The following is a 22,418-nucleotide window of genomic DNA, read 5'->3' on the forward strand; positions in this document are numbered from 1 at the left end:
AGGCGTTGTGTCGCCGTAGGCCGCGCCTCACCTCTTCCCCTCCCCCAAGGACGCGGAGCCGCCCGTCGCCGGGAGCGGCAGCAGCGGTCCGCCCATGCTGATCTCGTTGAGGTTGGCCCGGCCGTCGAGGGTGCGGGTGTCGGTGTCGTAGGCCGACACCAGGTTGTCCGCGGCCAGCGGTGCCACGTCCAGCGCCTCGGCCAGGGAGGCCCGCTGCTCGACGAGGGTGCGGGTGACCGGCACCAGCCGGTCGACGTTCTTCTTCAGCTCGCCGCGGTTGTCCTTGATGAACCGCTTGACCTGGCCGAGGGCCTTGCCGAGTTCTTCGAGGGCGCCCGTGAGGTCGTCCTTGTTGTCCGCGAAGAAGCCGACGACCGTGTCCAGGCGTTCCTGGGCGGTGCGCACGTCGGTGTCCTTCTGCTTGAGCATGCTGGTGAAGGACTGGAGCCGGCTGAGCGTGGCGAACAGGTCGTCGCTGCTGCCGTTGAGCGTCCTTGTGGCCTTGCCGAACTGCTCGATGGTGTCGCCGATCGCCGCGCCGTTGCCGTCGAGGTTGGCCGCACCGGTCGTCAGCAGGTCGGACAGGGCGCCCGAGGCGTTGGCGCCGTCGGGGCCGAGCGCCTTGCTGAGATCGGTGAGGGAGGCGTAGAGCTGGTCGATCTCGACGGGGGTGCGGTTGCGGGAGGGGGGCAGCACGGCGCCGTCGGCGAGGGCCGGCCCGGCGCGGTAGGCGGGGGTGAGCTGCACATAGCGGTCGGCGACCACGCTCGGCGCCACGATCACGGCTCGGGCGCCCTCGGGGACCCGTACGCCCTCGTCGAGGGCCAGTCCCACGCGCACCCGGGTGCCCCGCGGCCGTACCGATGTCACCTCGCCGACCCGCACGCCCAGGATGCGCAGGTCGGATCCGGAGTAGATGCCGACGGCGCGGTCGAAGTAGGCGGTCAGCCGGGTGCCGGAGGTGTCCAGGGCCCGGGCGACGGCGAGTGAGGCGGCGACCACCACCAGGGCGAGGACGGCCGCGAGGAGTCTGCTGCGTCTGGTCATCGCGCACCGCTCCCCTGGGCCGGTGCCGGCTGCTTCGGCGGCATGCACGGTTCGGTCTGGGCGGGGTCGGGCAGGTAGTCGCGGGGCACCACCCCGCACAGATAGCTGTCGAACCAGCGGCCGTTGCCGAGGGTGTTGCCGACGAGCCGGTAGTAGGGCCCGACGAGCGCCAGCGTGCGGTCGAGCCGGGTGCTGTTCTTCTCCAGGATCGTGGTGACCCGGCCGAGCGCCTTGAGGGTGGGGCCTAGGTGGCTCTCGTTGTCCGCGACGAGGCCGCTCAGCTGTACCGACAGTGCCCTGCTGCCCTTGAGCAGGGCGCGGATGGCGGTCCGGCGGTCCTTCAACTCGCCGAGCAGGGACCCTCCGTCCTCGATGAGGGTCTCGAAGCTGGACTTCTTGTCCTTGAGGGTCTTGCTGAACCGGGCGCTGCCCTTGAGGAGTACGGAGAGTTCCGTGTCGCGTTTGGAGACGGACCTGGACAGCGCGGACAGGCCGGTTGCGGCCTCCCGCACATGGGGCGGCGAGTCCTCGAACGTCTCGGAGATCGTCTCGAAGCTCTTCGCGAGCTGCCGGGTGTCGATGGCGTCGACGGTGCCGCTGAGATCCTGGAACGCCTGGGTCACGTCGTACGGCGAGGTGGTGCGGGCCAGCGGGATGCGGCGGCCGGGGTCCTGGCGTGCGCCGCCCAACGGGTCCAGGGCCAGGTACTTCTCGCCGAGCAGTGTCTTGATGGCGATGGCGGCGGTGCTCCGGTCCCCGATCCAGGCGTCGTCGACCTCGAAACTGACCTTCACCTTGGGGCCGTCGAGCGAGACCCCGGTGACACGGCCGACCTTGACGCCGGCGATGCGCACCTCGTCGCCCTCGTCGAGGCCGGCCGACTCGCTGAAGTCGGCGCTGTAGGTGGTGCCGCCGCCGATCAGCGGCAGCCGGTCGGCGTGGTACGCGAACACGGTGAGCAGGGCCAGCAGGAGAAGGCCGACGAGGGCGACGGCGACCGGGTCGCGGTCCTTGACGGGCTTGAGCCGTGGCCCGCGGCGCCGGCCGGTGCGGGTGCGCGTGCCGGTGTCGGTGGTGCGGTCGCCCGCGCGGCGGCCGGCCCGGGGAAGCAGCCTCATGCGCCGCACCTCGGCTCCGTGACGGCGATGCCGGTGGGGGCCTCGGAGCCGTCGGATGTGGTCACTTGGCTCACGCGCGCCTCGCAGAGGTAGAGGTTGAACCACGATCCGTAGGAGGACAGCCGGGCCAGGGCGGTCATCTTGGCGGGTGTCCTGGCGAGGAAGTCCTCGATCTGGGGGGCGGCGGCGCCGAGGTTCCCGGAGAGCCGGCCCAGTTCGCGGATGTCCTGTTTCAGGGGTGCGCGCCCGTCCTGGAGCAGGTCCGCGGTCACCGTGGTCAGGTCGCCCATGGCGGCGACGGCCCGCCCGAGGGGCTTGCGGTCGTCGTTGAAGCCGGCGACGAGCCGGCGCAGGGTGTCGACGAGGTCGTCGAACCGGGCCTCGCGGTCGTTGAGGGTGGTCAGGACCGTGTTGAGGTTCTGCACGACCGCGCCGACGACCTCGTCCTTCGCGGCGACGGTCCGGCTGAGCGAGCCGATGTGCCGGATGAGGCTGTCGACGGTGCCGCCCTCGCCTTGCAGGACCTGCACGATGGAACCGGCGAGTTCGTTGACGTCCTTCGGCGACAGTCCTTCGAACAGCGGCTTGAAGCCGTTGAAGAGCAGGGTCAGGTCCAGGGCGGGCGCGGTGTGGTCGAGCGGGATGGTGTCGCCGTCCTCCAGGGTGCCGGTGAGGTCGCCGCTGCCGCGGTCCAGGGCGACGTACCGCTGGCCCACCATGTTGAGGTACTTGACGGCGGCGGTCGTAGAGCGGGGCAGGGTGCGGTCGTCGCGGACGGTGAAGGTGATCTGCGCGGTGCGCCGGTCGACGACGCGGACGTCGGTGACCTCGCCGACCTTCACCCCGGAGATGCGCACGCCGTCGCCGTCGACGAGCCCGGTGACATCGGTGAACAGCGCCTGGTAGGAGCGGGTGGCGGAGCCGACACCGGTGCCCGCGACGCTCAGCCCGAGCACGGTCGTGGCCAGGGCGGTCACCACCAGGAAGACGAGGGACTTCAGTACGGGGCCGGTCGGCGGGCGGCGCCGGGTGTGCGCGGGGCGCGGCCGGGTCATCGCAGCGTCACCTCCGTGCCGCGCAGGGCCGGCCCGGCGAGCAGGCTGCTCCAGTCCGGCAGGTCGGCGGCCGGTTTGCCGGTGGCCGGCGCGAGCAACTCGTTGACGAGGGCGTTCTCCTGCGGGGAGTTGGCGAGCCCGAGGTCCTGGCCGGCCGCGGCGGAAACCTGGGCGGCCGGTTTCGTGGGCACGCCGAGGTAGGGGACGGGGTAGCAGCGGGGTCCGCCGCCTGCGTCGTAGGAGGGGGTGTCCCGGCCGGGGACGTAGGCGCCGCGGGAGGGCACGGTGGTGAGGTCGACCCGCAGGCCGGGCCGGTCGGTGCCCTTGCCGAGCGCCTTGTCCATCTCCGGCACGAAGTCGGCGAGGGTGCGCAGGGTGCACGGGAAGGACGAGGAGTACTCGGCGAGCAGCCGCAGGGTGGGCCGGGAGTCGGCGCTGAGCCGGATGACGGTGTCCTTGTTGCGGCGCAGGAAGCCGGTCAGGTCGTCGGCCGCGCCGGTGGTGGCGCCGAGCGTGGCGGCCAGGTCGCCGGACTTCTCGGCCAGGGTGCCGCTGGTGGTGGTGAAGTCGGTGAGGGCCGTGATGACGTCGGGTGCGGCGTCGGCGTAGAGGTTGCTGACCTTCACGAGTTCTTTCAGGTCACGGTTGAGGGCGGGCAGGTCGGGGTTGAACTTGCGCAGGTGTGCGTCGAGTCGGCTGAGGGTCGTGCCGAGCTGCTCGCCGCGTCCCTCCAGGGCCCGGGAGACCGCGGACAGGGTTGCGGAGAGCTTCTGCGGCTGGACGGCGGTGAGCATCGGCAGTACGTCGTCGAGGACCCGCTGCAACTCGACGGCGTTCGACGAGCGGTCCTGCGGGATGACGGCTCCGGCGGCGAGCGGCCGGCCGGAGGGGTGCGCGGGCGGGACGAGGGCCACGAACCGCTCGCCGAACAGGGTTGTCGGCAGCATCTGCGCGCGCACGTCGGAGGGGATGCCGGCGCGGGCGCCGGGCCGCAGGGCGAGGGTGAGCCGGGCGCCGTCACCGGTGGACTCGATGGCGCGGACCTCGCCGACGACGACGCCGCGCAGCTTCACCTCGGCTCCCAGGTGCATCTCGTTGCCGACGCTGCCGGTCTCCACGATGACCGGGTCGGAGTCGGTGAACTTCTTGTCGTAGACGGCGACGGCCAGCCAGATCAGCAGGGCGGGCACCACCAGGAACACCACTCCGGCGAGCCGGCGGCGCAGCGTATGACCCCGTGGGCTGCTCATCTCACCCGGCCACCTTCACCGTTGTGGTGGCGCCCCACAGGGCGAGCGACAGGAAGAAGTCGGTGAGGCTGATCAGCACGATGGCGTTGCGCACCGAACGGCCCACGGCGACGCCGACGCCGGCCGGACCGCCGGAGGCGCGGTAGCCGTAATAGCAGTGCGCGACGATCACCATCACGCTGAAGATGAGCACCTTGAGTATGGAGAGCAGCACGTCCGTGGGTGACAGGAACAGGTTGAAGTAGTGGTCGTAGGTGCCCCGGGACTGGCCGTTGAACAGGACGGTGACATAGCGGGACGCCACGTAGGAGGAGAGCAGCCCGATCGCGTACAGCGGGACGATGGCGACCACCCCGGCGATGATGCGGGTGGTGACCAGATAGGGCAGTGAGCGGATGCCCATGCCCTCCAGGGCGTCGACCTCCTCGTTGATGCGCATGGCACCGAGCTGGGCGGTGAAGCCGGCGCCGACGGTCGCGGACAGGGCGAGTCCGGCGACGAGCGGGGCGATCTCCCGGGTGTTGAAGTACGCGGAGACGAACCCGGTGAACGCGGCGGTGCCGATCTGGTCGAGCGCCGCGTATCCCTGCAGGCCCACGACGGTCCCGGTGAACAGGGTCATCGCGATCATCACGCCGATGGTGCCGCCGATCACGCCGAGGCCGCCGGTGCCGAAGACGACCTCGGCGAGCAGCCGCTGCACCTCCCTGAGGTAGCGGTGCAGGGTGCGCGGCACCCACAGCAGGGAGCGGACGTAGAAGAGCAGTTGGTCGCCGGAGCGGTCGAGCCAGACGAGCGGGGAGGCCACCGGTCTCAGCCTCCCTTCGGCGGGACGAGTTGGAGGTAGACGCCGGTCATCACCATGTTGACGAAGAACAGCAGCAGGAAGGTGATGACGACGGACTGGTTGACGGCGTCGCCGACCCCCTTCGGGCCGCCTCGCGGGTTCAGCCCGCGGTACGCGGCGACGATGCCTGCGATGAACCCGAAGACGAGGGCCTTGAGTTCGCTGATGTAGAGGTCGGGCAGCTGGGCGAGGGCGGAGAAACTGGACAGATAGGCGCCGGGGGTGCCGTCCTGCAAAAAGACGTTGAAGAAGTAGCCGCCGAGGATGCCGACCACCGACACCAGGCCGTTGAGCAGGACGGCCACACCCATCGCGGCCAACACCCGCGGCACGACCAGGCGCTGCACCGGTGAGACGCCCATGACCCGCATCGCGTCCAGCTCCTCGCGGATCGCGCGGGAGCCCAGGTCGGCGCAGATGGCGGAGCCGCCGGCGCCGGCGATCAGCAGGGCGACGATGAGCGGGCTCGCCTGCTGCACCACGGCGAGCACGCTGGCCCCGCCGGTGAACGACTGGGCGCCCAACTGCCGGGTGAGCGAACCGACCTGAAGGGCGATCACGGCGCCGAAGGGGATGGAGACGAGGGCGGCGGGCAGGATGGTGACGCTCGCGATGAACCAGAACTGCTCGATGAACTCCCGGAACTGGAAGGGCCGTTTGAAGATCGCCCGGCCGACCTCCGCGGCGAGCGCGAAGAGCCGTCCGGTCTGCCGCAGCGCGCCGAGCATCATGTGCCGCTCCCGGCGGCGGTGGCGGCCGTGGCGTAGGTGCGCTCGATGGCCGAGCGTGCGGCGGGCGGCAGCTGGTCGAGCATGCCGAGGACCCGCTCGCGGCGCCGGGCGACGGCGCGGCGGGACGGAAGTCCGGGGGACGGCTCCAGCTGCGGAACGATCTGACGGGGCCCGGCCGGACGTGCCGGGCGGGTGTCGGCGGCCTCCGCGGCGAGGGTGGCGGCGTCCTTCTCCTCCGACATCCCGATGGGCCCCTCGCGGCGCCCGCCGAGGAACTGGGCCACGGCGGGTTCCTCGCTGGTGAGCAGCACCTCGCGGGGGCCGAAGGTGACCAGTCGGCGCAGGAAGAGCATGCCCATGTTGTCGGGGACCGTGGCGGCGATGTCGAGGTTGTGGGTGACGATCAGCATCGTCGCGTCGAGTTGCGCGTTCAGGTCGATCAGCAACTGCGATATGTAGGCGGTGCGTACGGGGTCGAGTCCGGAGTCGGGTTCGTCGCACAGGATGATCTGCGGGTCGAGTACGAGGGCGCGGGCGAGGCCGGCCCGTTTGCGCATGCCGCCGCTGATCTCGCCCGGCAGCTTGCCCTCGGCGCCGAGCAGGCCGACGACCTCGATCCGCTCCATGACGATGCGGCGGATCTCGGACTCCTTCTTGCGGGTGTGCTCACGCAGCGGAAAGGCGATGTTGTCGAAGAGGGACATCGAGCCGAAAAGGGCGCCGTCCTGGAACATGAGACCGAAGAGTTTCCGGGTCTCGAATATGTCGCGTTCCGGGCTGTTCACCATGTCCACCCCATTGATGAGGACACGGCCTTGTTCCGGTTTGAGCAGACCGATGAGCGACTTCAGGAAGACGGTCTTTCCGGTGCCGGACGGGCCGAGCATGACACTGACTTCTCCGGCCGGCAGGGTGAGGGTCACATCCTGCCAGATGTTCTGCCTGCCGAAGGACTTGGTCAGGCCCTCGACGACCACTTCGATTCCCATATCACCTCCGACAGGAACGGTTCGGCGTGCATCGCGGAGCGCACGTTAAAGCGGTGCGCGGTCGACTGACAATAGGTGGGAGCGCCGGATTACCGGGGCTCCCCCGTTCTTTGTCACCGCGCAGACAAAGAACGGTCGCGTACTTGTCTCGCCGGCACAGGGCGGGGCGACGCGCCCGCACCGGGGCGGGATCCGCGGGGCCCGGCCGGCGGACGTCCGCCCCAAGGGGCGGGCGAGGGCCGTACACCGTCCGCTGCGCCGTCGGCCGGCGGGGGCCACCCACCTGGAGATCGGCACGGCACCCGGCACGTTACGACCGAGTAACCTCGGCGGGCAAGAGCGGGTTCCGAGTTTTGTGCGAGATTCCGGCCGACCGCCCGGAATCTGTCAGCACGGAGACAAAAAATGGCCCCGTTCTTGTCATTCGGTGAGCATCACGGGGGCGGCCCGCCACAGCCGTCCCGCGGCCTCGTCCTTAGCATCCGTTGACTAAGCGGCACCAGGGAGTGCTCACCCGGCGGACAGATAATTCCGTTCTTCAAAGAATCATGGGCGATGGCATTGTTCGGCCAAGTTTCCGGCAAGTAACGTCGGTGCCCGCGGTCGAGGTTTTCCGAGCCGCGGGCCGCCCGGTCCCGTTCTCCGTCCGCTTCCGTAGCGGCCCTCCTCTGCCGGTCAATCCATAAGGAGAGTCCCAGAGTCATGAAGAAACCCAGCACACGGACCGCCCTCGTCCTGGGCGCGGCAGCGGCCGCGTTCGGCATCGCCGTCGCCCCCGCCTCCGCGGTGCCCTCCACGGTGTGGACCGTGACCCCGTCACCGGCCAATTACACGGCGACCAACAGCGGCAACATCGTGCTGACCGCCAACATCCCGATGACGTGTACGACTTCGACCGCGTCGGGCACCATGCAGAGCACCACCGGCAACCCGGCGACCGTCGCCTCCATCGCCGCCGTCAACTTCGGCAGCGGCAGCGCGCCGTGCACCAGCGTCCTCGGCAATGTCACGACCGTGGCGACCGTCCCGTGGACGGTCGTCGGCCAGGACTACAACGCGGGCGTCACCACCGGCTACGTCGGCAACGTCAACGCCAAGGTGACCGCGGGCGCCTGTGTGTTCACGGTGACGGGCAAGGCGAGCGCGACCTACACCAACTCCACCGGGATCCTCGCGGTCAACAGCGTCTCCGGTGATCTGGCCGTCGCCTCGGCCAGCGGCTGCGGCACCGTGGTCACGACGTCCACGAAGCCCACCTTCAAGGGCAACTACGCCGTCAAGCTGAGCGGCACCAGCACCATCCCGACGATCGTCGGCTCCAACCCGTAGGGCACGTCCCGCTCGCGCCCGCCCGGCCGGTGGTACCGGCCGGGCGCACGCGGGCTGTCCGCGCCCGGCCGGCGACCGCCGGCCGCCACCGCCGCCCCCGGGCCGGCGAACGATCCGAGCGGAGCAATCGATGAGAGGTCCCCGTGCCGCCGTGCGGCGGCCGTCCCGTGCCCGCGCCCGCGCCCGCGGCGCGACGATCGCCGCTTTCGTGGTGCTGGCCGCCACGGTCCCGGCCGCGGCCGTCGCCGCGGGCACACGGGAGGTCGACACCGAACTCCCCTATGTGTGCACGCTTCCGTCCGGGCAGTGGCCCGCGACGGTACGGATCTCGGCGGCCTTTCCCGACCGGGTGGCGGTGGGCGAGCCGATCCGGCCCGCGGACGTCACCACCACCGTGGAGTTCCCGGCGCAGGCGGTGGCCGACCTCGCCGCGACCGGAGCGCCGGGTGTGCGGGCCGCCGAGACCCGGCTCACCGTCGCCGTCGCGCAGAACGACGCCACCGCCGAGGCGACCTGGCGTGGCACCGCGCAGCCGGTGGCCCTCCCGGCGGCCGGGCCGCTGACGCTCACCGCGACCGGCGAGGTGCCGACGGTGACCGGGCGGAGCGCCGGCGAACTGGCGTTGTCCGCCGCGGACTTCGCCGTGGATCTGGCGCTCGGCGCGGCGGACGACGGCGCCGCCGAACCCGCCGCGCTCACCGTCGAGTGCACGCTCGCCGAGGACGCGCCGAACGACGGCCTGCTGGCCGCCGTCCCGGTCGGCCCCGACCCCGGCGGGCCGGACGGCTCGCCGTCCGCGTCGCCCTCCCCCTCCGGCACACCGTCCCGGCCGGGCAGCGAACCGGCGGACCGGCAGCGGGAGCGGGCCCCCAGGGTCGGCGGGGACACACCGGGCGGCACACAGGCACGGCCCGACGCGCCGCCGTGCCGGTACGACGCCGGGTATCCGGCGGGCCCGATGTCGCTCAACGCCTACATCACCGGCCATGCCAACGTCCGGAAGCTGAAGGGCGCCGCGCTGATCCCGCTGACCTGCACACTGATCGAGCAGGGCGAGCCGGAGTTCGAGTTCTACCCGGACTTCAGCGGCGGCACCATCAAGCAGCACTCCCCGGGCGACATGTACAACGGGGGCCGCACCTGGTCGCCCCCGTTCGAGGCCACCTTCCTCACGTTCGGCTTCACCCCGACGACGGCCACCATGGTGCTGGAGCAGACCGGCCCGCTGACCATCGACTCGCTCGGCGCCACCGACTTCGTGTTCACCAGCACCGACACCTATGTCCGGGTGCCGCTGGTGCTCCGGGTCCTCTCGCTCACGGTCAACGGGACACCGCTGGACGTGGGGCCGAACTGCCGGACCGAGAAGCCCCTCGCCTCCCCCGAACCGGATCCCGCGCACCACCCCGGCGACCATCTGGTGCTGCACGGCCGGGGGGAGCAGGTCACGGGCGAGCCGGCCACCGGCTATCTGCTGCTGTCCGGGGGCCCGCTGACCGGTGAGGTGAGCATCCCCGCCTTCACCGGCTGCGGGGCCGACGGCGAGCGGGTCGACCGCCTGCTGACGGCCTCGGTCTCCGGTTCCGGCAACTACGTCAAGCAGATGCAGGGGCAGACCTGCTACGTGGCGGCCGACGTACCGAATCCGCAGGAGTGCACCACGGATCTCCAGCCCCTCAAGATTCCCGTTCCCGAACGCTGAGTCACGCTCCAGCCCGTACCCCTCACGGAAGGCCACCTCATGAACCGGTTCCCGCTCGGCGCCAGACTCGCCACCACCGTCACCGCGCTCGGCACCGCGCTCGGCGCCTTCGCCTCGATGGGCACCGCGACCGCCGCCACGGCCCAACTGAACGGCGAGTGGGCGCCGTTCACCCGCTGCCCGGTGAACGCGCCGGCCATGCTCGCCACGGACGGCCTGGCCAGGACGCCGCAGTGCGTGGTCTCCAGCTCGCCGAACGGCTCCATCACGCTCGGCAAGACCACCGTGGTCACGGGCCGGACCAACCTCCAGATGGGCGTCGTGCAGAACTCGGACGGCACCAGCACCGTGGTGCCCCCGAGTGACGGCGCGATCATCGCCGACTCCGCGTCCGTGCCCGGCGGGCTGCTGGGCCTGATGTGTCCGAGCGACATCCCCGCGATCACGGCCATCTGCGAACAGCTCGCCAACAGCACGCTCAACAAGATCACGGCGACCGTGGAGTCCGTCGGCACACCCTTTGACTTCGACCAGAGCGCGGGCGTCCTCACCGACCTGCCCATCGTCGCCCTGCCGGTCCGCATCCACCTGGAGAACCCGTTCCTCGGCGGCAACTGCTACATCGGCACGAAGAGCAACCCGATCGTGCTGCGGCCGAAGAACATCACCTACCCCACGTTCGGACTGTCGTTCTTCAAGGGGGACGGCACCCTCGCCGACGACGGCGAGATGAGCCGGATCGGCCTCACCGGGGCCACTCAGAAGGACAGCAGCTTCGCGGTGCCGGGCGCCAGCGGCTGCGGTCTTGGCATCGGCCTGGTCGACGCGGCGGTCAACCTCAAGACCGGGCTGCCGTCCGCCGCCGGGAAGAACAGCCTCACGCTCAACGACACCCAGACCTACCTCACCGGTCTGACGGCACCCGGCACCGTCGCCCCCGACGCCGGCAAGATCCTCGCGCGCAACTGGAACTCCGCCGTCAAGTGAGCACCGTACAAAGGCGATTATCAGCCGTCCCGGCAGTCCGATCCCGTCTCGCTGCGGCAAACCGTGCACGGCCTGTGTACGGCGCGTGAAACTTGATTTAGCTTCAGCAGCCCAAGACAGGTATGCACCTGAGGGCCGGCCGGGTGTCCCCCTCGGTCCAGCGGGGGCACCCGGCCGGTCTCCCCCCACCGGGCGCGTCGGAGAGCAAGGGACGACCAGTCATGCCTTCAACCGTACGGTCGCCGCAGGTCGGGGAACCCCTCGAACCCCTGCCCAGGGAGTTCGCGGCCTTCATGCGACCGGAGTTGCCCGGCCTCATGAAGGAAATACGCATCGAGGTCACCCGCGCCTATCCCGTGTACGGCCGGCTGCTCAACGGCCCCAACGCCGACGCCATCCGGCAGGGCGTCGAGGAGGCCCTGGCCGCCTTCGTGGACCGCGTCGCCGAACCGGGCAAGGACTCGGCGCTGCGCGACGAGCTGTTACGCAAGTTTGGACGCGTGGAGGCCTATGAGGGAAGGGAGTTGGACACCCTTCAGGGGGCCTACCGGCTGGGCGCGCGGATCGCCCTGCGCCGTGCCAAGGCCGTGGGCCGGCAGTACAACCTGTCGCCCACCGTCATCCTCGCCTTCGCCGACGCCCTGTTCGCCTACGTCGAGGAGTTGGAGGCGCTCTCCCGCGAGGGCTATGTGGAGGTGCAGTCGCGGGCCTCGTCCGAGGTCTCGGCGGTGCGAAGACAGCTGCTGCACCTGATCCTCGCCGCGCCGCCGCTGCCGCAGGCGACCGTGTCCGGGCTGTGCGAGGCGGCCGCCTGGCCGCTGCCCGCCGAGGTCACCCTTGTCGCCCTGCGGTCGCCCGCGCCCGACCATCTGGAGACGGGGCTGGCCGGTGACGTCCTTGCGGACCTGGACATCCCGCAGCCGCATCTGCTCATCCCGGGGGCCCTGACCCCGGACCGGCTCGCCATGCTGGACGCGGCGCTGTCGGGCACGCACGCCGTCGCGGGCCTGACGGTGCCGCTCGCGCAGGCGGCCGACTCCATCCGCTGGGCGCGGCGCGTGCTCCAGCTGATCGACGAGGGTGTCGTGGCCGACGCGCCGCTGACCCGCTGCGAGGACCATCTGGTGACGCTGTGGCTGCTGTCGGACCCGCCGCTCCTGTCCCATCTGGCGGCCAGGGAACTGGCACCGCTCGACGGGCTGCCGAGCAGCCGCCGCGGCCGGCTCATGGAGACCCTGCGCGTGCACATCTCCACCCGGGCGCCCGCGGAGCAGGTCGGCGAGATGCTGGGCGTGCACGCCCAGACGGTGCGCTACCGCCTGCGCAACCTGGACGCCCGGCTCGGCGACCGTCTCACCGACCCCGACCACCGCTTCGCCCTGGAGGCGGCACTACGGTCACTGCACCTGAGGGCCCCCCACCACACCGAGTGAGCCACCCACCGGCCGATTCCCTGCCCCCCGAAACAACCAGGCAAGCGGGCGGCGTTCCGAGTCTGGCCAGCAGCGCCGTGGGCTCCGGCACCTCCGCCTTGGGGTCGCCGTCACCCGTCCCCGTGGGCGCGCCGTCTGTTGGGGGTGAGGGGGGCCGGTCAGATGGGGAGGCGGGGCACGCTCTCGATCAGTTTGCGGGTGTACGGGTGGGCCGGGGCACCCAGTACCCGTGCGGTGTCGCCCTGCTCGACGATGCGGCCGCGTTCCAGCACGGCGGTGCGCTCGCACAGGGAGGCGACGACCGACAGGTCGTGGGAGACCATCACGAGCGTCAGCCCCTGTTCCCGCTGCAACTCGGCGAGCAGGTCGACGACTTTCACCCGGGTGGTGACGTCGAGCGCGCTGACGGGTTCGTCGGCGAGCAGGACGCGCGGCCCGCACACCGTGGCCCGGGCGATGGCGATGCGCTGGCGCTGCCCGCCGGAGAACTCGTGCGGATAGCGGTCCGCCGCGTCGCCGGGCAGGCCCACCCGCTCCAGGGCCGCGGCCACCTTCGGCGCCGCGCCGGCCCTGGTGTCGATGCCCAGGGAGCGCAGCGGTTCGGCCACGATGGCGGCGACGCGGCGGCGCGGGTCCAGGGAGGAGTAGGGGTCCTGGAAGACGCACTGCACGCTGCGCCGGAAGCGGCGCATCTGCGCCCGGTCGCGCGGGGACAACTCGGCGCCGTCGAAGCGCACGTCGCCGGCGGTGGGCCGGGACAGGCCGAGCAGCAGGCGCAGCAGGGTCGTCTTGCCCGCCCCGGACTCGCCGACCAGGGCGAGGCTGTGCCCGGCCTCGACGGCGAGGGAGACGTCCCGCACGGTGTCGGCGGCGCTCCCCCGGTGGCGCAGCGCCACGTCCCTCAGTTCCAGTACGGGCGTCACCGCGGGCTCCTCAGGTCCAGGGCGGACTCCAGTTTCCGGGCGCTCGTCACGAGGTCCCTGGTGTAGCGCTCGCGCGGGGCGCGGACGAGTTCGCGGACCGCGCCCTCCTCGACGGCCCGGCCGTCCCTGAGCACCAGGGCCCGGTCGGTCACCCGGGCGACGACGGCGAGGTCGTGGCTGACGAACAGCACCGCCATCTCCCGTTCCCGGACCAGGGTGTCGATCAGGTCCAGCATCTCCGCCTGCACGGACACATCGAGGGCGGTGGTCGGCTCGTCGGCGATCAGCAGCCGGGGCGCGCACGCCAGGGCCATCGCCAGGGCGACGCGCTGCCGCTGCCCGCCGGAGATCTCGTGCGGGAAGGCGCGCACGATGCGCTCCGGCTCGGGCAGGCGCACCTGGGCCAGCGCCTCGCGTACGGCCTCCCGCAGGGCGGCGCCCTTCAGTCCGGTGCGCCTGCCGAGGGGTTCGGCGACCTGGCGGCCCACCCGCATCAGCGGGTCGAGCGCGGTCAGCGGCTCCTGGAAGACGACGGCGGCGTCCCGGCCGCGCACGGCGGTCAGCCGCTTCTCGCTCGCGCCGACGATCTGGGTGCCGGCCAGTTCCACGCTTCCGGTGGCGGTCATGCCGTCGGGCAGCAGGCCGAGCACCGCGAGCGTCGTGAGCGACTTGCCGGAGCCGGACTCGCCGATGAGGCCCAGCCGTTCGCCGCTCGCCACGCGAAGGGACAGGTCGTCGACCAGGGTCCGGCCGTCGCCGGTGCGGACGGTCAGGCCACGGACGTCGAGGAGGGTCATGTGCGCCTCCGGCGGGTCGCCGGGTCGAGGGTGTCGCGCAGGCCGTCGGCGACGAGGTTGACGCCGATCACGAGCAGGACGAGCAGGATGCCGGGGGCCAGCGCGCCGGCGGGGGCGGTGGTGAAGGTGGCCTGCGCCTCCTGGAGCATGCGGCCCCATGAGGCGTTGGGCGGCGGCGCGCCGAGACCCAGGTAGGACAGTCCGGCCTCGGCGAGCACGGCGAGCCCGAACTGGAGAGCCAGGTTGACCACGAGGGTGGGCCAGATGTTGGGCAGGACGTGGCCGAGCACGGTGCGCGGCCAGGACGTGCCGGAGGTGCGGGCGGCGGTGATGTAGTCCTGTGCCAGGACCCGCTTGGCGAGGATGCGCACCAGCCGGGCGACGACGGCGCTCTGCGCCAGACCGATCGCGAGGACGGCGGAGCCGAGGGTCGCCGAGCGGGCGGCCACGATGAGCATCGCGAGCAGCAGGGTCGGGAACGCGATGAGGATGTCGAGGAACGCGGAGAGCGTGTCGTCGAGCCAGCCCTGTGCGAACGCGGCGAGCAGCCCGAGGGTGACGCCGATCACGGCGGCGATGAGTACCGAGCCGAGGCCCGCCTCGACGGCGATCCGGGAGCCGGTCATCACCTGGGTGAACAGGTCCCGGCCGAGTTTGTCGGTGCCGAGCAGATGTCCGCCGCCGGGGCCGGTGAGCCGCCCGCCGGAGGTGTCGTCGGCCGGGTACGGCAGCCAGAACAGGGAGACCAGGGCGAGCAGGGCGATGGCGCCCGCCAGCACGCAGCCGACGACGAGCGTGGCGGAGCCGCGGGTCCGCCGCCCGGCGCGTGCGGTGCTCGTGGGCCGCGCCGGTTCGAGCATGTCGGTTCCGGTCATCGGGCACCTCCCGTCAGTCGGTCGCGCAGCCGCGGGTCGATGATCCGCTGGACCAGGTCGGCGACGAAGCCGATGAGCAGCACGGCGAGGGTGGAGACGAACAGCACGCCCTGGATGACCGGGTAGTCGTGCTGGGCGATGCCGGTGGCGAGCATCGAGCCGAGGCCGGGCAGCGCGTACACGGACTCCACGACGACCGCGCCCAGCAGGGTCGAGGCGAGTTCGATGCCGAGCACGGAGATCACCGGTACGGCGGCGTTGCGCAGCCCGTGCCGCCACATCGCCCGCCCGAAGGAGGAGCCCAGGGCGCGGGCGGTGCGCAGATGGTCGCTGCCCAGCACATCGAGGGTGGCGGAGCGGACGTAGCGGATCAGGGACGCGCTCATCACCAGTGCGATGGTGAGGACCGGCAGCACCAGCGAGCGGATCGCGTCCGCGGGGGCGGACCAGCCGTCCTGCAGGAAACCGCCGGCGGGCAGCCAGCCCGCGTTCAGCGCGAACACCGCGATGAAGATCATGCCGAGCCAGAACACCGGGATGGCGATGCCCAGTTGGGAGACGCCGCTGAGCAGCGCGCCGTACCAGGTGTGCCGCTTGTGGGCGGCGACGAAGCCTGCGGGTACAGCGATGAGGACGGCCAGCACGAAGGCCGCGAGGGTGAGCGGCACGGTGACGTCCAGCCGGGCGGAGACCTCGGGTCCGACGGGCAGCGAGCTGACGAAGGAGGTGCCGAGGTCGCCGCTCGCCAACTGCCCGAGCCAGTGGGTGAACTGCTCGGGCAGCGGCCGGTCGGAGCCGATGGAGTGGCGGGCCGCGGCGATCTGTTCGGGGCTCGCGCCCACCGAGGTGAGCGCGTTGGCCGGATCGCCGGGCAGCATGCGCAGCAGCACGAACAGCACCACGCTCGCCAGGGCCAGCGACACCACGAGGAAGACCAGGCGGCGCAGCAGGTAGCGCGCCATCAGCCCTTCTTCTTGATGTCGTAGGCGTAGAACTGCGAGTTGAGGCCGTTGAGCGGGTAGCCGGACAGCTTGCTGCTCGCGACGACGATCTGCGGGTACAGGTACAGCCAGTCGCTGGCCGCGTCCTCGGCGGTCCTGCGGTTGACCTTCTTCAGCAGTTCGGTCTGCTCGGCGGTGGTCCGGGCCTCCTCGGCCTGCCGCACCCACTGCGTGACCTGCTTGTTGTCGTAGCCCCAGTAGAAGTCGGGGTTGCCGTACCAGACGAGGTCGCGGTCGTTGACGTGTTCCTGGAGCGTGGCCGTGAAGTCGTGGTTCTTGTAGACCTTCGTGTACCACTCGTCCGGGGTGATCGTGTTGATCGTGACCGTGATGCCGACCTTGGAGAGTTCGGACTTGATGAAGGTCGCGGCGGTGGGGTGCGGGTCGTAGTTCGGGGTGTCGAGGGTGAACGTGAGGCCCTTGGCGTAGCCGGCCTCGGCGAGCAGCTTCTTGGCGCGGGCCGGGTCGTAGGCGTTGACCTTGGTGAGGTCCTCGTACCAGGGGTCGGTGGGCGGCACCATCGAGCCGATGAGCTTGCCGTAGCCGCCCCAGACCGACTCCAGGAGCTTCTTGTCGTCGATGGCGGCGGAGACGGCCTGGCGGACCTTGGCGTCGGTGAAGGGCTTGGCCTTGTCGTTGAAGGCGAGCAGCAGCTTGGTGGTGGAGTTCCCGTCGTTGACCTTGTAGTTCTGGTTGTTCTTGAACTGGTCGAGGGCGTCCGGGGACTGTTCGCTGGTGACCACGTCGACGGCGTTGGTCAGCAGGGCGTTGTTGAGCGCCGTGGCGTCCTTGTAGTAGTGGAAGACGACCTTCTGGTTGCTGGCGGCGCCGCCCCAGTAGCCGGCGAACCGCTTCAGGCCGAGGGCGGAGCCCCGGGTCCACTTGTCCAGCGTGTAGGGGCCGGTGCCGTCCTCGGTCGTCTTCAGGTTCTTCGCCTGGGAGTTGATGATCCAGACGTAGGAGAGGTTGTAGACGAAGGAGATGGACCGCTGCGACAGCGTGACCTTGACGGTGTGCGCGTCGGGGGTGGCGATGTCCTTGATGACCTCAAGGTTGCTCTTGCGGGCGGACTGGGAGTCGTCCGCGATGACCTTCTCCAGGCTGTACTTGACGTCGTCGCTGGTCAGCTGCTTACCGCTGTGGAACTTCACGCCGTCGCGCAGGGTGAAGGTGTAGGTGAGCCCGTCGGCGCTGACCTTGTAGTCCCGGGCGAGGAGCTTGTCCACCTTGCCGTCGTCGGTGAGCCGGAACAGCCCTTCGTAGACGTTGCCGTTGAGCGCTTCGGTCACGCCCTGTCCGCCGCCCGCGGTGTTGTCGAGGTTCTGCGGCTCGTAGAGCGAGCCGATGTTGACGGTGGCGTTCTTGTCCCACGAGCCGCCGGAGGCGCTGCCTCCCGAGCCGGAGCCCCCGCAGGCGGTCAGGGTGAGGACGAGGGTGGCCGCGGTCGCGGTGCCGTACAGGGAGGTCTTCTTGATGTTCACGTGGTGTGCGCTTTCGTGCTGCGGTGCGGGAGGGCTGCGGGTCAGTGCTGTGCGGGGACGCCGCCGCGGAAGACGGGGCGCTTCTCGCCGGCCTCGACGGGCAGGTGGAAGCGGTTCTGCCGGGGCGGCATCGGACAGTTGTACTGATCGGAGAATCCGCAGGGCGGCACGAAGGCGCGGTTGAAGTCGAGCAGCACCCGGTCGTCGTGCTCCGTGCGCTGCACGAACAGGAAGCGCCCGGCGCCGTAGGTGGTGTCCCCGTTGGTGGGGTCGCCGAAGACGAGCAGCAGGGTGCCGTCGTCGTCGAAGGCGCTGAGGGTGTAGGCGCGGCCGTCGACGGTGAGGGTGATGTCGCCGGGGACGACGAGGTCGCGGCTGCCGCCGTTGTCCCGGATGTGCTCGAAGGGGATCCGGCGGGCCCCGGGCACGGGCGTGTAGGTGGCGTGCAGCACCCAGGCGGGGTCGTACGGGAAGGTGTCGACCCGGTCGAAGCGGCGGATGGCCGGCGCGTCGGCGTCCCAGAACCGCAGGCCGTGCTCGGGCTCGCCGGTGACGAGGTCGGTCCGGCTCAGTGTGGTGACGGTCACGGTGTCCGGCCGGCCGGCGCGGGCCCGCTCCGCGTCCGCGGGCTCACCGGCCGGCAGCCAGCGGGTCTCGACGAGCGCGAGGTTCCCGGTCGGCGCGGTCAGGGCCCGCAGGCGCTCGGCGCGCCAGGCGTGCCACCGCGCGACGGCATCGGCGGCGGGCTGGTCGGTGGTGGCTTGGGACACGGTCGGACTCATTCGCGTAGCAGGGACGGCGGCCTCACACCGCGGACATCACGCTGCGCGAATGAGTGGCCAAAGCATGCCCTTTATCTGCCATAAGAGGATCTAATGTCAAATGCCGCTGACACATATTGAGACGCCCCACCGAGAACCGCCCCCTCAGGGGCGCGAGGAACTGCGCGACCGGCCACACCACACCCGCACCCGACCGACGACCGTCACCGGCGCGGAGCGCAGCGCACCGGCGCAGGGTGCGGACTTGAAGCAACCGGCACCCAGGGACGGCCCGGCTCGGCGGAGCGGCACCTCTCAGCGGTTGAGGTCGATCAGATGGGGCGCCACCCGGGTCAGCCGCAGCACGCCCCACAGGATCAGCAGGACGCCCGCCAGCTCCACCGTCAGCCACCAGCCGGTGCGGATCTCCTCGCCGAACAGGACCACGCCCAGCAGCAGGCTCACGGTCGCGTCGCCGATGGTCAGCGCGGGCTGCGAGGCGACCAGGGCGCCGGCCTGGAGGGAGTTCTCCAGCAGCAGGAGCGCGCCGACACCGGCCAGCGCGAAGCCGTAGGTCTGCCAGGTGCACAGGAAGGCGGTGAACCCCGAGTCGGCGAGCACGCCGGTGGCCGACTTCATCAGCGCGGCCGTCAGGGCGTTGCCGATCGCGGCGGCCGTGGCCAGCGCCGCCGCACGGAACAGGGAGGAATGCGCCGGACGGGCCAGGACGACGGCGAGGCCCATCGCGCCGAGGGTCAGGGCAAGCACCGGCAGCCAGCGCGTCATGACCGCCTCGTTGCGGGTGCCCGAGGGAGCCGCCGCGACCAGGACCAGGGCGAGCCCGCCGACCATGCCCGCGACGGCCCGCCAAGCGGTGGCGGGCAGCCTGCGGTGCATCAGCGGTGCGATGACCAGCAGGGCGAACGGCAGTTCCAGCACGAACAGCGGCTGGACCAGCGCCATGGGCCCGTTGACCAGGGCCAGGGCCTGGAAGAGCGCGGCACCCGCGACACCGGCGATGCCGATCGACCAGGCGGGCCGCCGCACGAGGGCGATCATCAGACCGAGGCCGCCGCCTTGCGACACCGTGGAGGCGGCCTTGCGCTGGAAGGCCGTCCCCACGGCGTTGCTGGCGGCCCCCGCCACGGCACAGACGACGGCGAGCGCGATCACCCCTCCACCATGCCTCGCCTTCCCGCCCGGCACCGACCGGAACCCGCCCCCGGCCCCCGACTGCGCCCGTCGGGCCGCTCACCCGCCCCCGGCCGAAGGACCGACGGTCCGCTCCGGCCCCGTCCGGGTGCCGGCGCCACGGGAATCAGGTCACGTCCTTTCGGCCGACCAGGTCAGGCCAGGGATACCGTCACCTCCCCGGCCCCCGCCGCGCTCGCACCGCCCGCCACACGCACCGTGAACCGCGCGTCGGTGCCCTCCGCGGTGACCCGCAGCAGGTCGCCCTCGCGCCGGAGACGGAACACCGCGGCCGGCGCGCCGGCCGGATCGGGCACGGTGACCGTTGCGGCGTAGGCGGGCGAGGCCGAGGGGTGGACGAGCAGGGTCGGCTCCGCCAGCCAGTCGCCGTCGGGGCGGCTGTCGTCGCTGGCCAGGGGCAGGACGGCGCCCTCGCGGACGTACAGGGGCAGGCTGTCGTAGCCGTGGCGTTCGGTGCGCCACACCGGGCCGGTGACCCGCTCGCCGGTGAGCAGGTGCGTCCAGGTGCCCTCGGGAAGGTAGACCTCCACCTCGCCGTCCTCGGTGAACACGGGGGCGACCAGGAGGTCGGAGCCGAGCAGGTACTGGCGGTCGAGCGGGCGGCACGCCGGATCGTTGGGGAATTCGAGCACCATGGGGCGCATCATCGGGACGCCGGTGTGGTGGGCCTCAACGGCCGCCCCGTACAGATAGGGCATGAGCCGGTGCTTGAGCCGGGTGAACCGGCGGGCGACGTCCACCGCCTCGTCGCCGAACTCCCACGGCACCCGGTACGACGAGGAGCCGTGCAGGCGGCTGTGCGAGGACAGCAGCCCGAAGGCCAGCCAGCGCTTGAACACGGCCGCGTCGGGCGTGCCCTCGAAGCCGCCGATGTCATGGCTCCAGAAGCCGAATCCGCTCAGGGACAGCGACAGACCGCCCCTGAGGGACTCGGCCATGGCCTCGAAGGAGGACCAGCAGTCGCCACCCCAGTGCACCGGGTACTGCTGGCCGCCCGCGGTCGCGGACCGGGCGAACAGCACCGCCTCGCCCTGCCCGCGCTCCTTTTCGAGGAGTTCGAACACGGTCTGGTTGTACAGGTGCGTGTAGTAGTTGTGCATCCGCTCCGGGTCGGAGCCGTCGTGCCAGACCACGTCGGTCGGGATGCGTTCGCCGAAGTCGGTCTTGAAGCAGTCCACGCCCTGGTCGAGCAGCGGCTTGAGCTTCGCCTTGAACCAGGCGCGGGCGTCGGGGCTCGTGAAGTCCACCAGGCCCATGCCGGCCTGCCACAGGTCCCACTGCCACACGTCGCCGTCCGGCCGGCGCACCAGGTGCCCGAGCCGGGCCGCCTCGTCGAAGAGCGGGGACTTCTGGGCGATGTAGGGGTTGATCCAGAGGCTGATCCGCAGGCCCTTGTCCTTCAGCCGGGCGAGCATCCCCTCCGGGTCGGGGAAGACGTCCGGGTCCCACGCGAAGTCGCACCACTGGTACTCGCGCATCCAGAAGCAGTCGAAGTGGAAGACGGACAGCGGGATGCCGCGCTCGGCCATGCCGTCGACGAACGACATGACCGTCCGCTCGTCGTAGGACGTGGTGAACGAGGTGGTGAGCCAGAGGCCGAAGGACCAGGCCGGCGGGAGCGCGGGACGGCCGGTGAGGGCCGTGTAGCGGGCGAGGACGTCCTTCGGGGTGGGCCCGGCGACGACGTAGTACTCCAGCGTCTGGTCCTCGACGCTGAACTGGACCTGCCCGACCGACTCGGAGCCCACCTCGAAGGAGACCCTCCCCGGGTGGTTGACGAAGACGCCGTAGCCGCGTGAGGAGAGGTAGAACGGGATGTTCTTGTACGCCTGCTCGCTGCTGGTGCCGCCGTCCGCCTGCCAGACGTCGACGACCTGGCCGTTCTTCACGAACGGGGTGAAGCGTTCGCCGAGACCGTAGACCTGTTCGCCGACCCCGAGCGCGAGCCGGCCGATCATGTGGTGGGCGCCGTCGGCGGTGGTGGCGAACGCGGTGCTCTTGGCGTTCGCACGGGTCAGTTCGCGGCCGTCGGCGCCGTGGAAGGTCAGGGACCAGGGTCCCGAGCGGTCCAGGCGCAGGGTCAGCGGTCCGCTGGCCAGTTCCGTGACGGTGCCCTCCTGGCGGACGGCGCCCGTGCCGTCCGCCGCACCGGCGAGGGCGAAGTCCGGGCCCGGCCGCCGGGTGCCGGAGTGATGGGTGATCCGGACGCCGATCACGCCCTCGGCGGGCGAGAAGCACTCCGTGGTGATGAGGGGCGCGTTCAGCGTGTCCCCCCTGCGCGTCACCTTCTTCACCGCGGCATGGGCGGTGAAGCGTTTCGCTTCCACGCGTACGTCGCGCACTTCGGTGGCGTACGAGATCTGTACGCCTTCGCGAATGCGCCAGAAGCCATCGGTGAACTTCATGATCTTCCTCGGGGGAGCAGCGACCTTCGGGGGGTGCGCGGGAGCGTCGCACAGGATTTGATCGTACACAAAACAAATGCGACCCACGAGCCCCAGGTCGACCTCACAAGCCCTTGAGCAGGCATGATTACCGAGGCGGTTGATCCCTTCACATCGAGCCATGAAGAGATACGCGCCACCGGGGGCTAGCGCGGTGACACTGTCTTGACGTATTAGTCATCCCATCAAACAAACCCGTCCGGCGCCGCTGCCGGACCGCACGACTGCAAGGGCCGCACATGTCGAAGCGCTTCAACCCCACCCCTGAGGACAGGTTCACGTTCGGCCTGTGGACCGTCGGCTGGCAGGGCCGGGACCCGTTCGGGGACGCCACCCGCCGAGCCCTCGACCCGGTCGAGTCGGTGCAGCGCCTGGCGGAACTCGGCGCCCACGGAGTGACCTTCCACGACGACGACCTGATCCCCTTCGGTTCCTC

19 protein-coding genes and 1 pseudogene are annotated in these 22,418 nt (G+C 71.0%); 5 read left to right on the forward strand and 15 right to left on the reverse strand.

Annotated elements, in window-relative coordinates; translation table 11 throughout:
• Nucleotides 1–27: 27 nt before the first annotated feature.
• From ACFYTE_RS35610 to ACFYTE_RS35640, 7 genes are read right to left on the reverse strand one after another with little or no spacing between them, the layout of a single operon-like run.
• Nucleotides 28–1,047, reverse strand: a complete 1,020-nt coding sequence (locus tag ACFYTE_RS35610) for an MCE family protein (protein WP_388719557.1) — start codon at nt 1,045–1,047, stop codon at nt 28–30.
• Nucleotides 1,044–2,165, reverse strand: a complete 1,122-nt coding sequence (locus ACFYTE_RS35615) for an MCE family protein (protein ID WP_388719559.1) — start codon at nt 2,163–2,165, stop codon at nt 1,044–1,046. The genes ACFYTE_RS35610 and ACFYTE_RS35615 overlap by 4 nt, the downstream gene beginning before the upstream one ends.
• On the reverse strand, nt 2,162–3,220 hold the full coding sequence (locus ACFYTE_RS35620; RefSeq protein WP_388719561.1) for an MCE family protein: 1,059 nt from the start codon (nt 3,218–3,220) through the stop codon (nt 2,162–2,164). Before ACFYTE_RS35620 ends, ACFYTE_RS35615 begins: the two co-directional genes overlap by 4 nt.
• Nucleotides 3,217–4,470 carry an MCE family protein gene (locus tag ACFYTE_RS35625; protein WP_388719563.1) on the reverse strand — a complete coding sequence of 418 codons (1,254 nt, stop codon included), beginning with the start codon at nt 4,468–4,470 and terminating at the stop codon, nt 3,217–3,219. The genes ACFYTE_RS35620 and ACFYTE_RS35625 overlap by 4 nt, the downstream gene beginning before the upstream one ends.
• Before the next feature lies 1 nt (nt 4,471).
• Nucleotides 4,472–5,278, reverse strand: a complete 807-nt coding sequence (locus ACFYTE_RS35630) for an MlaE family ABC transporter permease (protein WP_388719565.1) — start codon at nt 5,276–5,278, stop codon at nt 4,472–4,474.
• A 5-nt stretch (nt 5,279–5,283) separates the two neighbouring features.
• Nucleotides 5,284–6,048, reverse strand: coding sequence for an MlaE family ABC transporter permease (locus tag ACFYTE_RS35635; RefSeq protein ID WP_388719567.1), 765 nt, complete (start codon nt 6,046–6,048; stop codon nt 5,284–5,286).
• Nucleotides 6,045–7,037, reverse strand: a complete 993-nt coding sequence (locus ACFYTE_RS35640; protein WP_388719569.1) for an ABC transporter ATP-binding protein — start codon at nt 7,035–7,037, stop codon at nt 6,045–6,047. Before ACFYTE_RS35640 ends, ACFYTE_RS35635 begins: the two co-directional genes overlap by 4 nt.
• Nucleotides 7,038–7,739: 702 nt before the next feature.
• On the opposite strand from ACFYTE_RS35640, the gene ACFYTE_RS35645 reads away from it, so the two are divergent.
• The 4 genes from ACFYTE_RS35645 to ACFYTE_RS35660 all read left to right on the forward strand — a co-directional run bounded on the left by ACFYTE_RS35645 (nt 7,740) and on the right by ACFYTE_RS35660 (nt 12,488).
• Nucleotides 7,740–8,366: a hypothetical protein gene (locus ACFYTE_RS35645; protein WP_388719571.1), complete on the forward strand. Its 627-nt coding sequence runs from the start codon at nt 7,740–7,742 to the stop codon at nt 8,364–8,366.
• A 130-nt stretch (nt 8,367–8,496) separates the two neighbouring features.
• Nucleotides 8,497–10,068: a DUF6801 domain-containing protein gene (locus tag ACFYTE_RS35650; RefSeq protein WP_388719572.1), complete on the forward strand. Its 1,572-nt coding sequence runs from the start codon at nt 8,497–8,499 to the stop codon at nt 10,066–10,068.
• A 39-nt stretch (nt 10,069–10,107) separates the two neighbouring features.
• Nucleotides 10,108–11,055, forward strand: a complete 948-nt coding sequence (locus ACFYTE_RS35655) for a hypothetical protein (RefSeq protein WP_388719574.1) — start codon at nt 10,108–10,110, stop codon at nt 11,053–11,055.
• A 221-nt stretch (nt 11,056–11,276) separates the two neighbouring features.
• Nucleotides 11,277–12,488 carry a helix-turn-helix domain-containing protein gene (locus tag ACFYTE_RS35660; protein WP_388719576.1) on the forward strand — a complete coding sequence of 404 codons (1,212 nt, stop codon included), beginning with the start codon at nt 11,277–11,279 and terminating at the stop codon, nt 12,486–12,488.
• A 158-nt stretch (nt 12,489–12,646) separates the two neighbouring features.
• Here the strand turns inward: ACFYTE_RS35660 and ACFYTE_RS35665 are convergent, their stop codons facing one another.
• The 8 genes from ACFYTE_RS35665 to yicI all read right to left on the reverse strand — a co-directional run bounded on the left by ACFYTE_RS35665 (nt 12,647) and on the right by yicI (nt 21,943).
• Nucleotides 12,647–13,411: an ABC transporter ATP-binding protein gene (locus ACFYTE_RS35665; protein ID WP_388719577.1), complete on the reverse strand. Its 765-nt coding sequence runs from the start codon at nt 13,409–13,411 to the stop codon at nt 12,647–12,649.
• Nucleotides 13,408–14,208, reverse strand: coding sequence for an ATP-binding cassette domain-containing protein (locus ACFYTE_RS35670; protein WP_388719579.1), 801 nt, complete (start codon nt 14,206–14,208; stop codon nt 13,408–13,410). Before ACFYTE_RS35670 ends, ACFYTE_RS35665 begins: the two co-directional genes overlap by 4 nt.
• Nucleotides 14,205–15,083, reverse strand: coding sequence for an ABC transporter permease (locus ACFYTE_RS35675; protein ID WP_388719581.1), 879 nt, complete (start codon nt 15,081–15,083; stop codon nt 14,205–14,207). The genes ACFYTE_RS35670 and ACFYTE_RS35675 overlap by 4 nt, the downstream gene beginning before the upstream one ends.
• Nucleotides 15,080–16,045, reverse strand: coding sequence for an ABC transporter permease (locus tag ACFYTE_RS35680; RefSeq protein ID WP_388719583.1), 966 nt, complete (start codon nt 16,043–16,045; stop codon nt 15,080–15,082). The genes ACFYTE_RS35675 and ACFYTE_RS35680 overlap by 4 nt, the downstream gene beginning before the upstream one ends.
• Entirely contained in the window at nt 16,045–17,565 is a 1,521-nt protein-coding gene (locus ACFYTE_RS35685) for an ABC transporter substrate-binding protein (protein ID WP_388719585.1), read from the reverse strand. The genes ACFYTE_RS35680 and ACFYTE_RS35685 overlap by 1 nt, the downstream gene beginning before the upstream one ends.
• A 41-nt stretch (nt 17,566–17,606) precedes the next feature.
• Complete coding sequence (locus tag ACFYTE_RS35690; RefSeq protein ID WP_388719587.1) at nt 17,607–18,347, reverse strand: DUF1684 domain-containing protein; 741 nt, start codon at nt 18,345–18,347, stop codon at nt 17,607–17,609.
• Nucleotides 18,348–18,641: 294 nt separating this feature from the next.
• Nucleotides 18,642–19,499, reverse strand: a complete 858-nt coding sequence (locus tag ACFYTE_RS35695; protein WP_388719589.1) for a DMT family transporter — start codon at nt 19,497–19,499, stop codon at nt 18,642–18,644.
• 173 nt (nt 19,500–19,672) lie between these two features.
• Nucleotides 19,673–21,943 carry an alpha-xylosidase gene (gene yicI, locus ACFYTE_RS35700; protein WP_388719591.1) on the reverse strand — a complete coding sequence of 757 codons (2,271 nt, stop codon included), beginning with the start codon at nt 21,941–21,943 and terminating at the stop codon, nt 19,673–19,675.
• Between the two features lie 278 nt (nt 21,944–22,221).
• Between yicI and ACFYTE_RS35705 the strand changes: the two are divergent.
• Nucleotides 22,222–22,418, forward strand: a pseudogene (locus tag ACFYTE_RS35705) (xylose isomerase); the annotation flags it as partial.

Origin of the sequence: Streptomyces sp. NPDC004629 (assembly GCF_042873595.1) — a bacterium.
Classification (GTDB): domain Bacteria; phylum Actinomycetota; class Actinomycetes; order Streptomycetales; family Streptomycetaceae; genus Streptomyces.

Coding starts and splice junctions, on each gene's coding strand:
- ACFYTE_RS35620 (WP_388719561.1), bottom strand. CDS start 3,220: ATGACCCGGCCGCGCCCCGCGCACACCCGGCGCCGCCCGCCGACCGGC.
- ACFYTE_RS35610 (WP_388719557.1), bottom strand. CDS start 1,047: ATGACCAGACGCAGCAGACTCCTCGCGGCCGTCCTCGCCCTGGTGGTG.
- ACFYTE_RS35675 (WP_388719581.1), bottom strand. CDS start 15,083: ATGACCGGAACCGACATGCTCGAACCGGCGCGGCCCACGAGCACCGCA.
- ACFYTE_RS35625 (WP_388719563.1), bottom strand. CDS start 4,470: ATGAGCAGCCCACGGGGTCATACGCTGCGCCGCCGGCTCGCCGGAGTG.
- ACFYTE_RS35635 (WP_388719567.1), bottom strand. CDS start 6,048: ATGATGCTCGGCGCGCTGCGGCAGACCGGACGGCTCTTCGCGCTCGCC.
- ACFYTE_RS35680 (WP_388719583.1), bottom strand. CDS start 16,045: ATGGCGCGCTACCTGCTGCGCCGCCTGGTCTTCCTCGTGGTGTCGCTG.
- ACFYTE_RS35660 (WP_388719576.1), top strand. CDS start 11,277: ATGCCTTCAACCGTACGGTCGCCGCAGGTCGGGGAACCCCTCGAACCC.
- ACFYTE_RS35645 (WP_388719571.1), top strand. CDS start 7,740: ATGAAGAAACCCAGCACACGGACCGCCCTCGTCCTGGGCGCGGCAGCG.
- ACFYTE_RS35640 (WP_388719569.1), bottom strand. CDS start 7,037: ATGGGAATCGAAGTGGTCGTCGAGGGCCTGACCAAGTCCTTCGGCAGG.
- yicI (WP_388719591.1), bottom strand. CDS start 21,943: ATGAAGTTCACCGATGGCTTCTGGCGCATTCGCGAAGGCGTACAGATC.
- ACFYTE_RS35670 (WP_388719579.1), bottom strand. CDS start 14,208: ATGACCCTCCTCGACGTCCGTGGCCTGACCGTCCGCACCGGCGACGGC.
- ACFYTE_RS35690 (WP_388719587.1), bottom strand. CDS start 18,347: ATGAGTCCGACCGTGTCCCAAGCCACCACCGACCAGCCCGCCGCCGAT.
- ACFYTE_RS35655 (WP_388719574.1), top strand. CDS start 10,108: ATGAACCGGTTCCCGCTCGGCGCCAGACTCGCCACCACCGTCACCGCG.
- ACFYTE_RS35650 (WP_388719572.1), top strand. CDS start 8,497: ATGAGAGGTCCCCGTGCCGCCGTGCGGCGGCCGTCCCGTGCCCGCGCC.
- ACFYTE_RS35615 (WP_388719559.1), bottom strand. CDS start 2,165: ATGAGGCTGCTTCCCCGGGCCGGCCGCCGCGCGGGCGACCGCACCACC.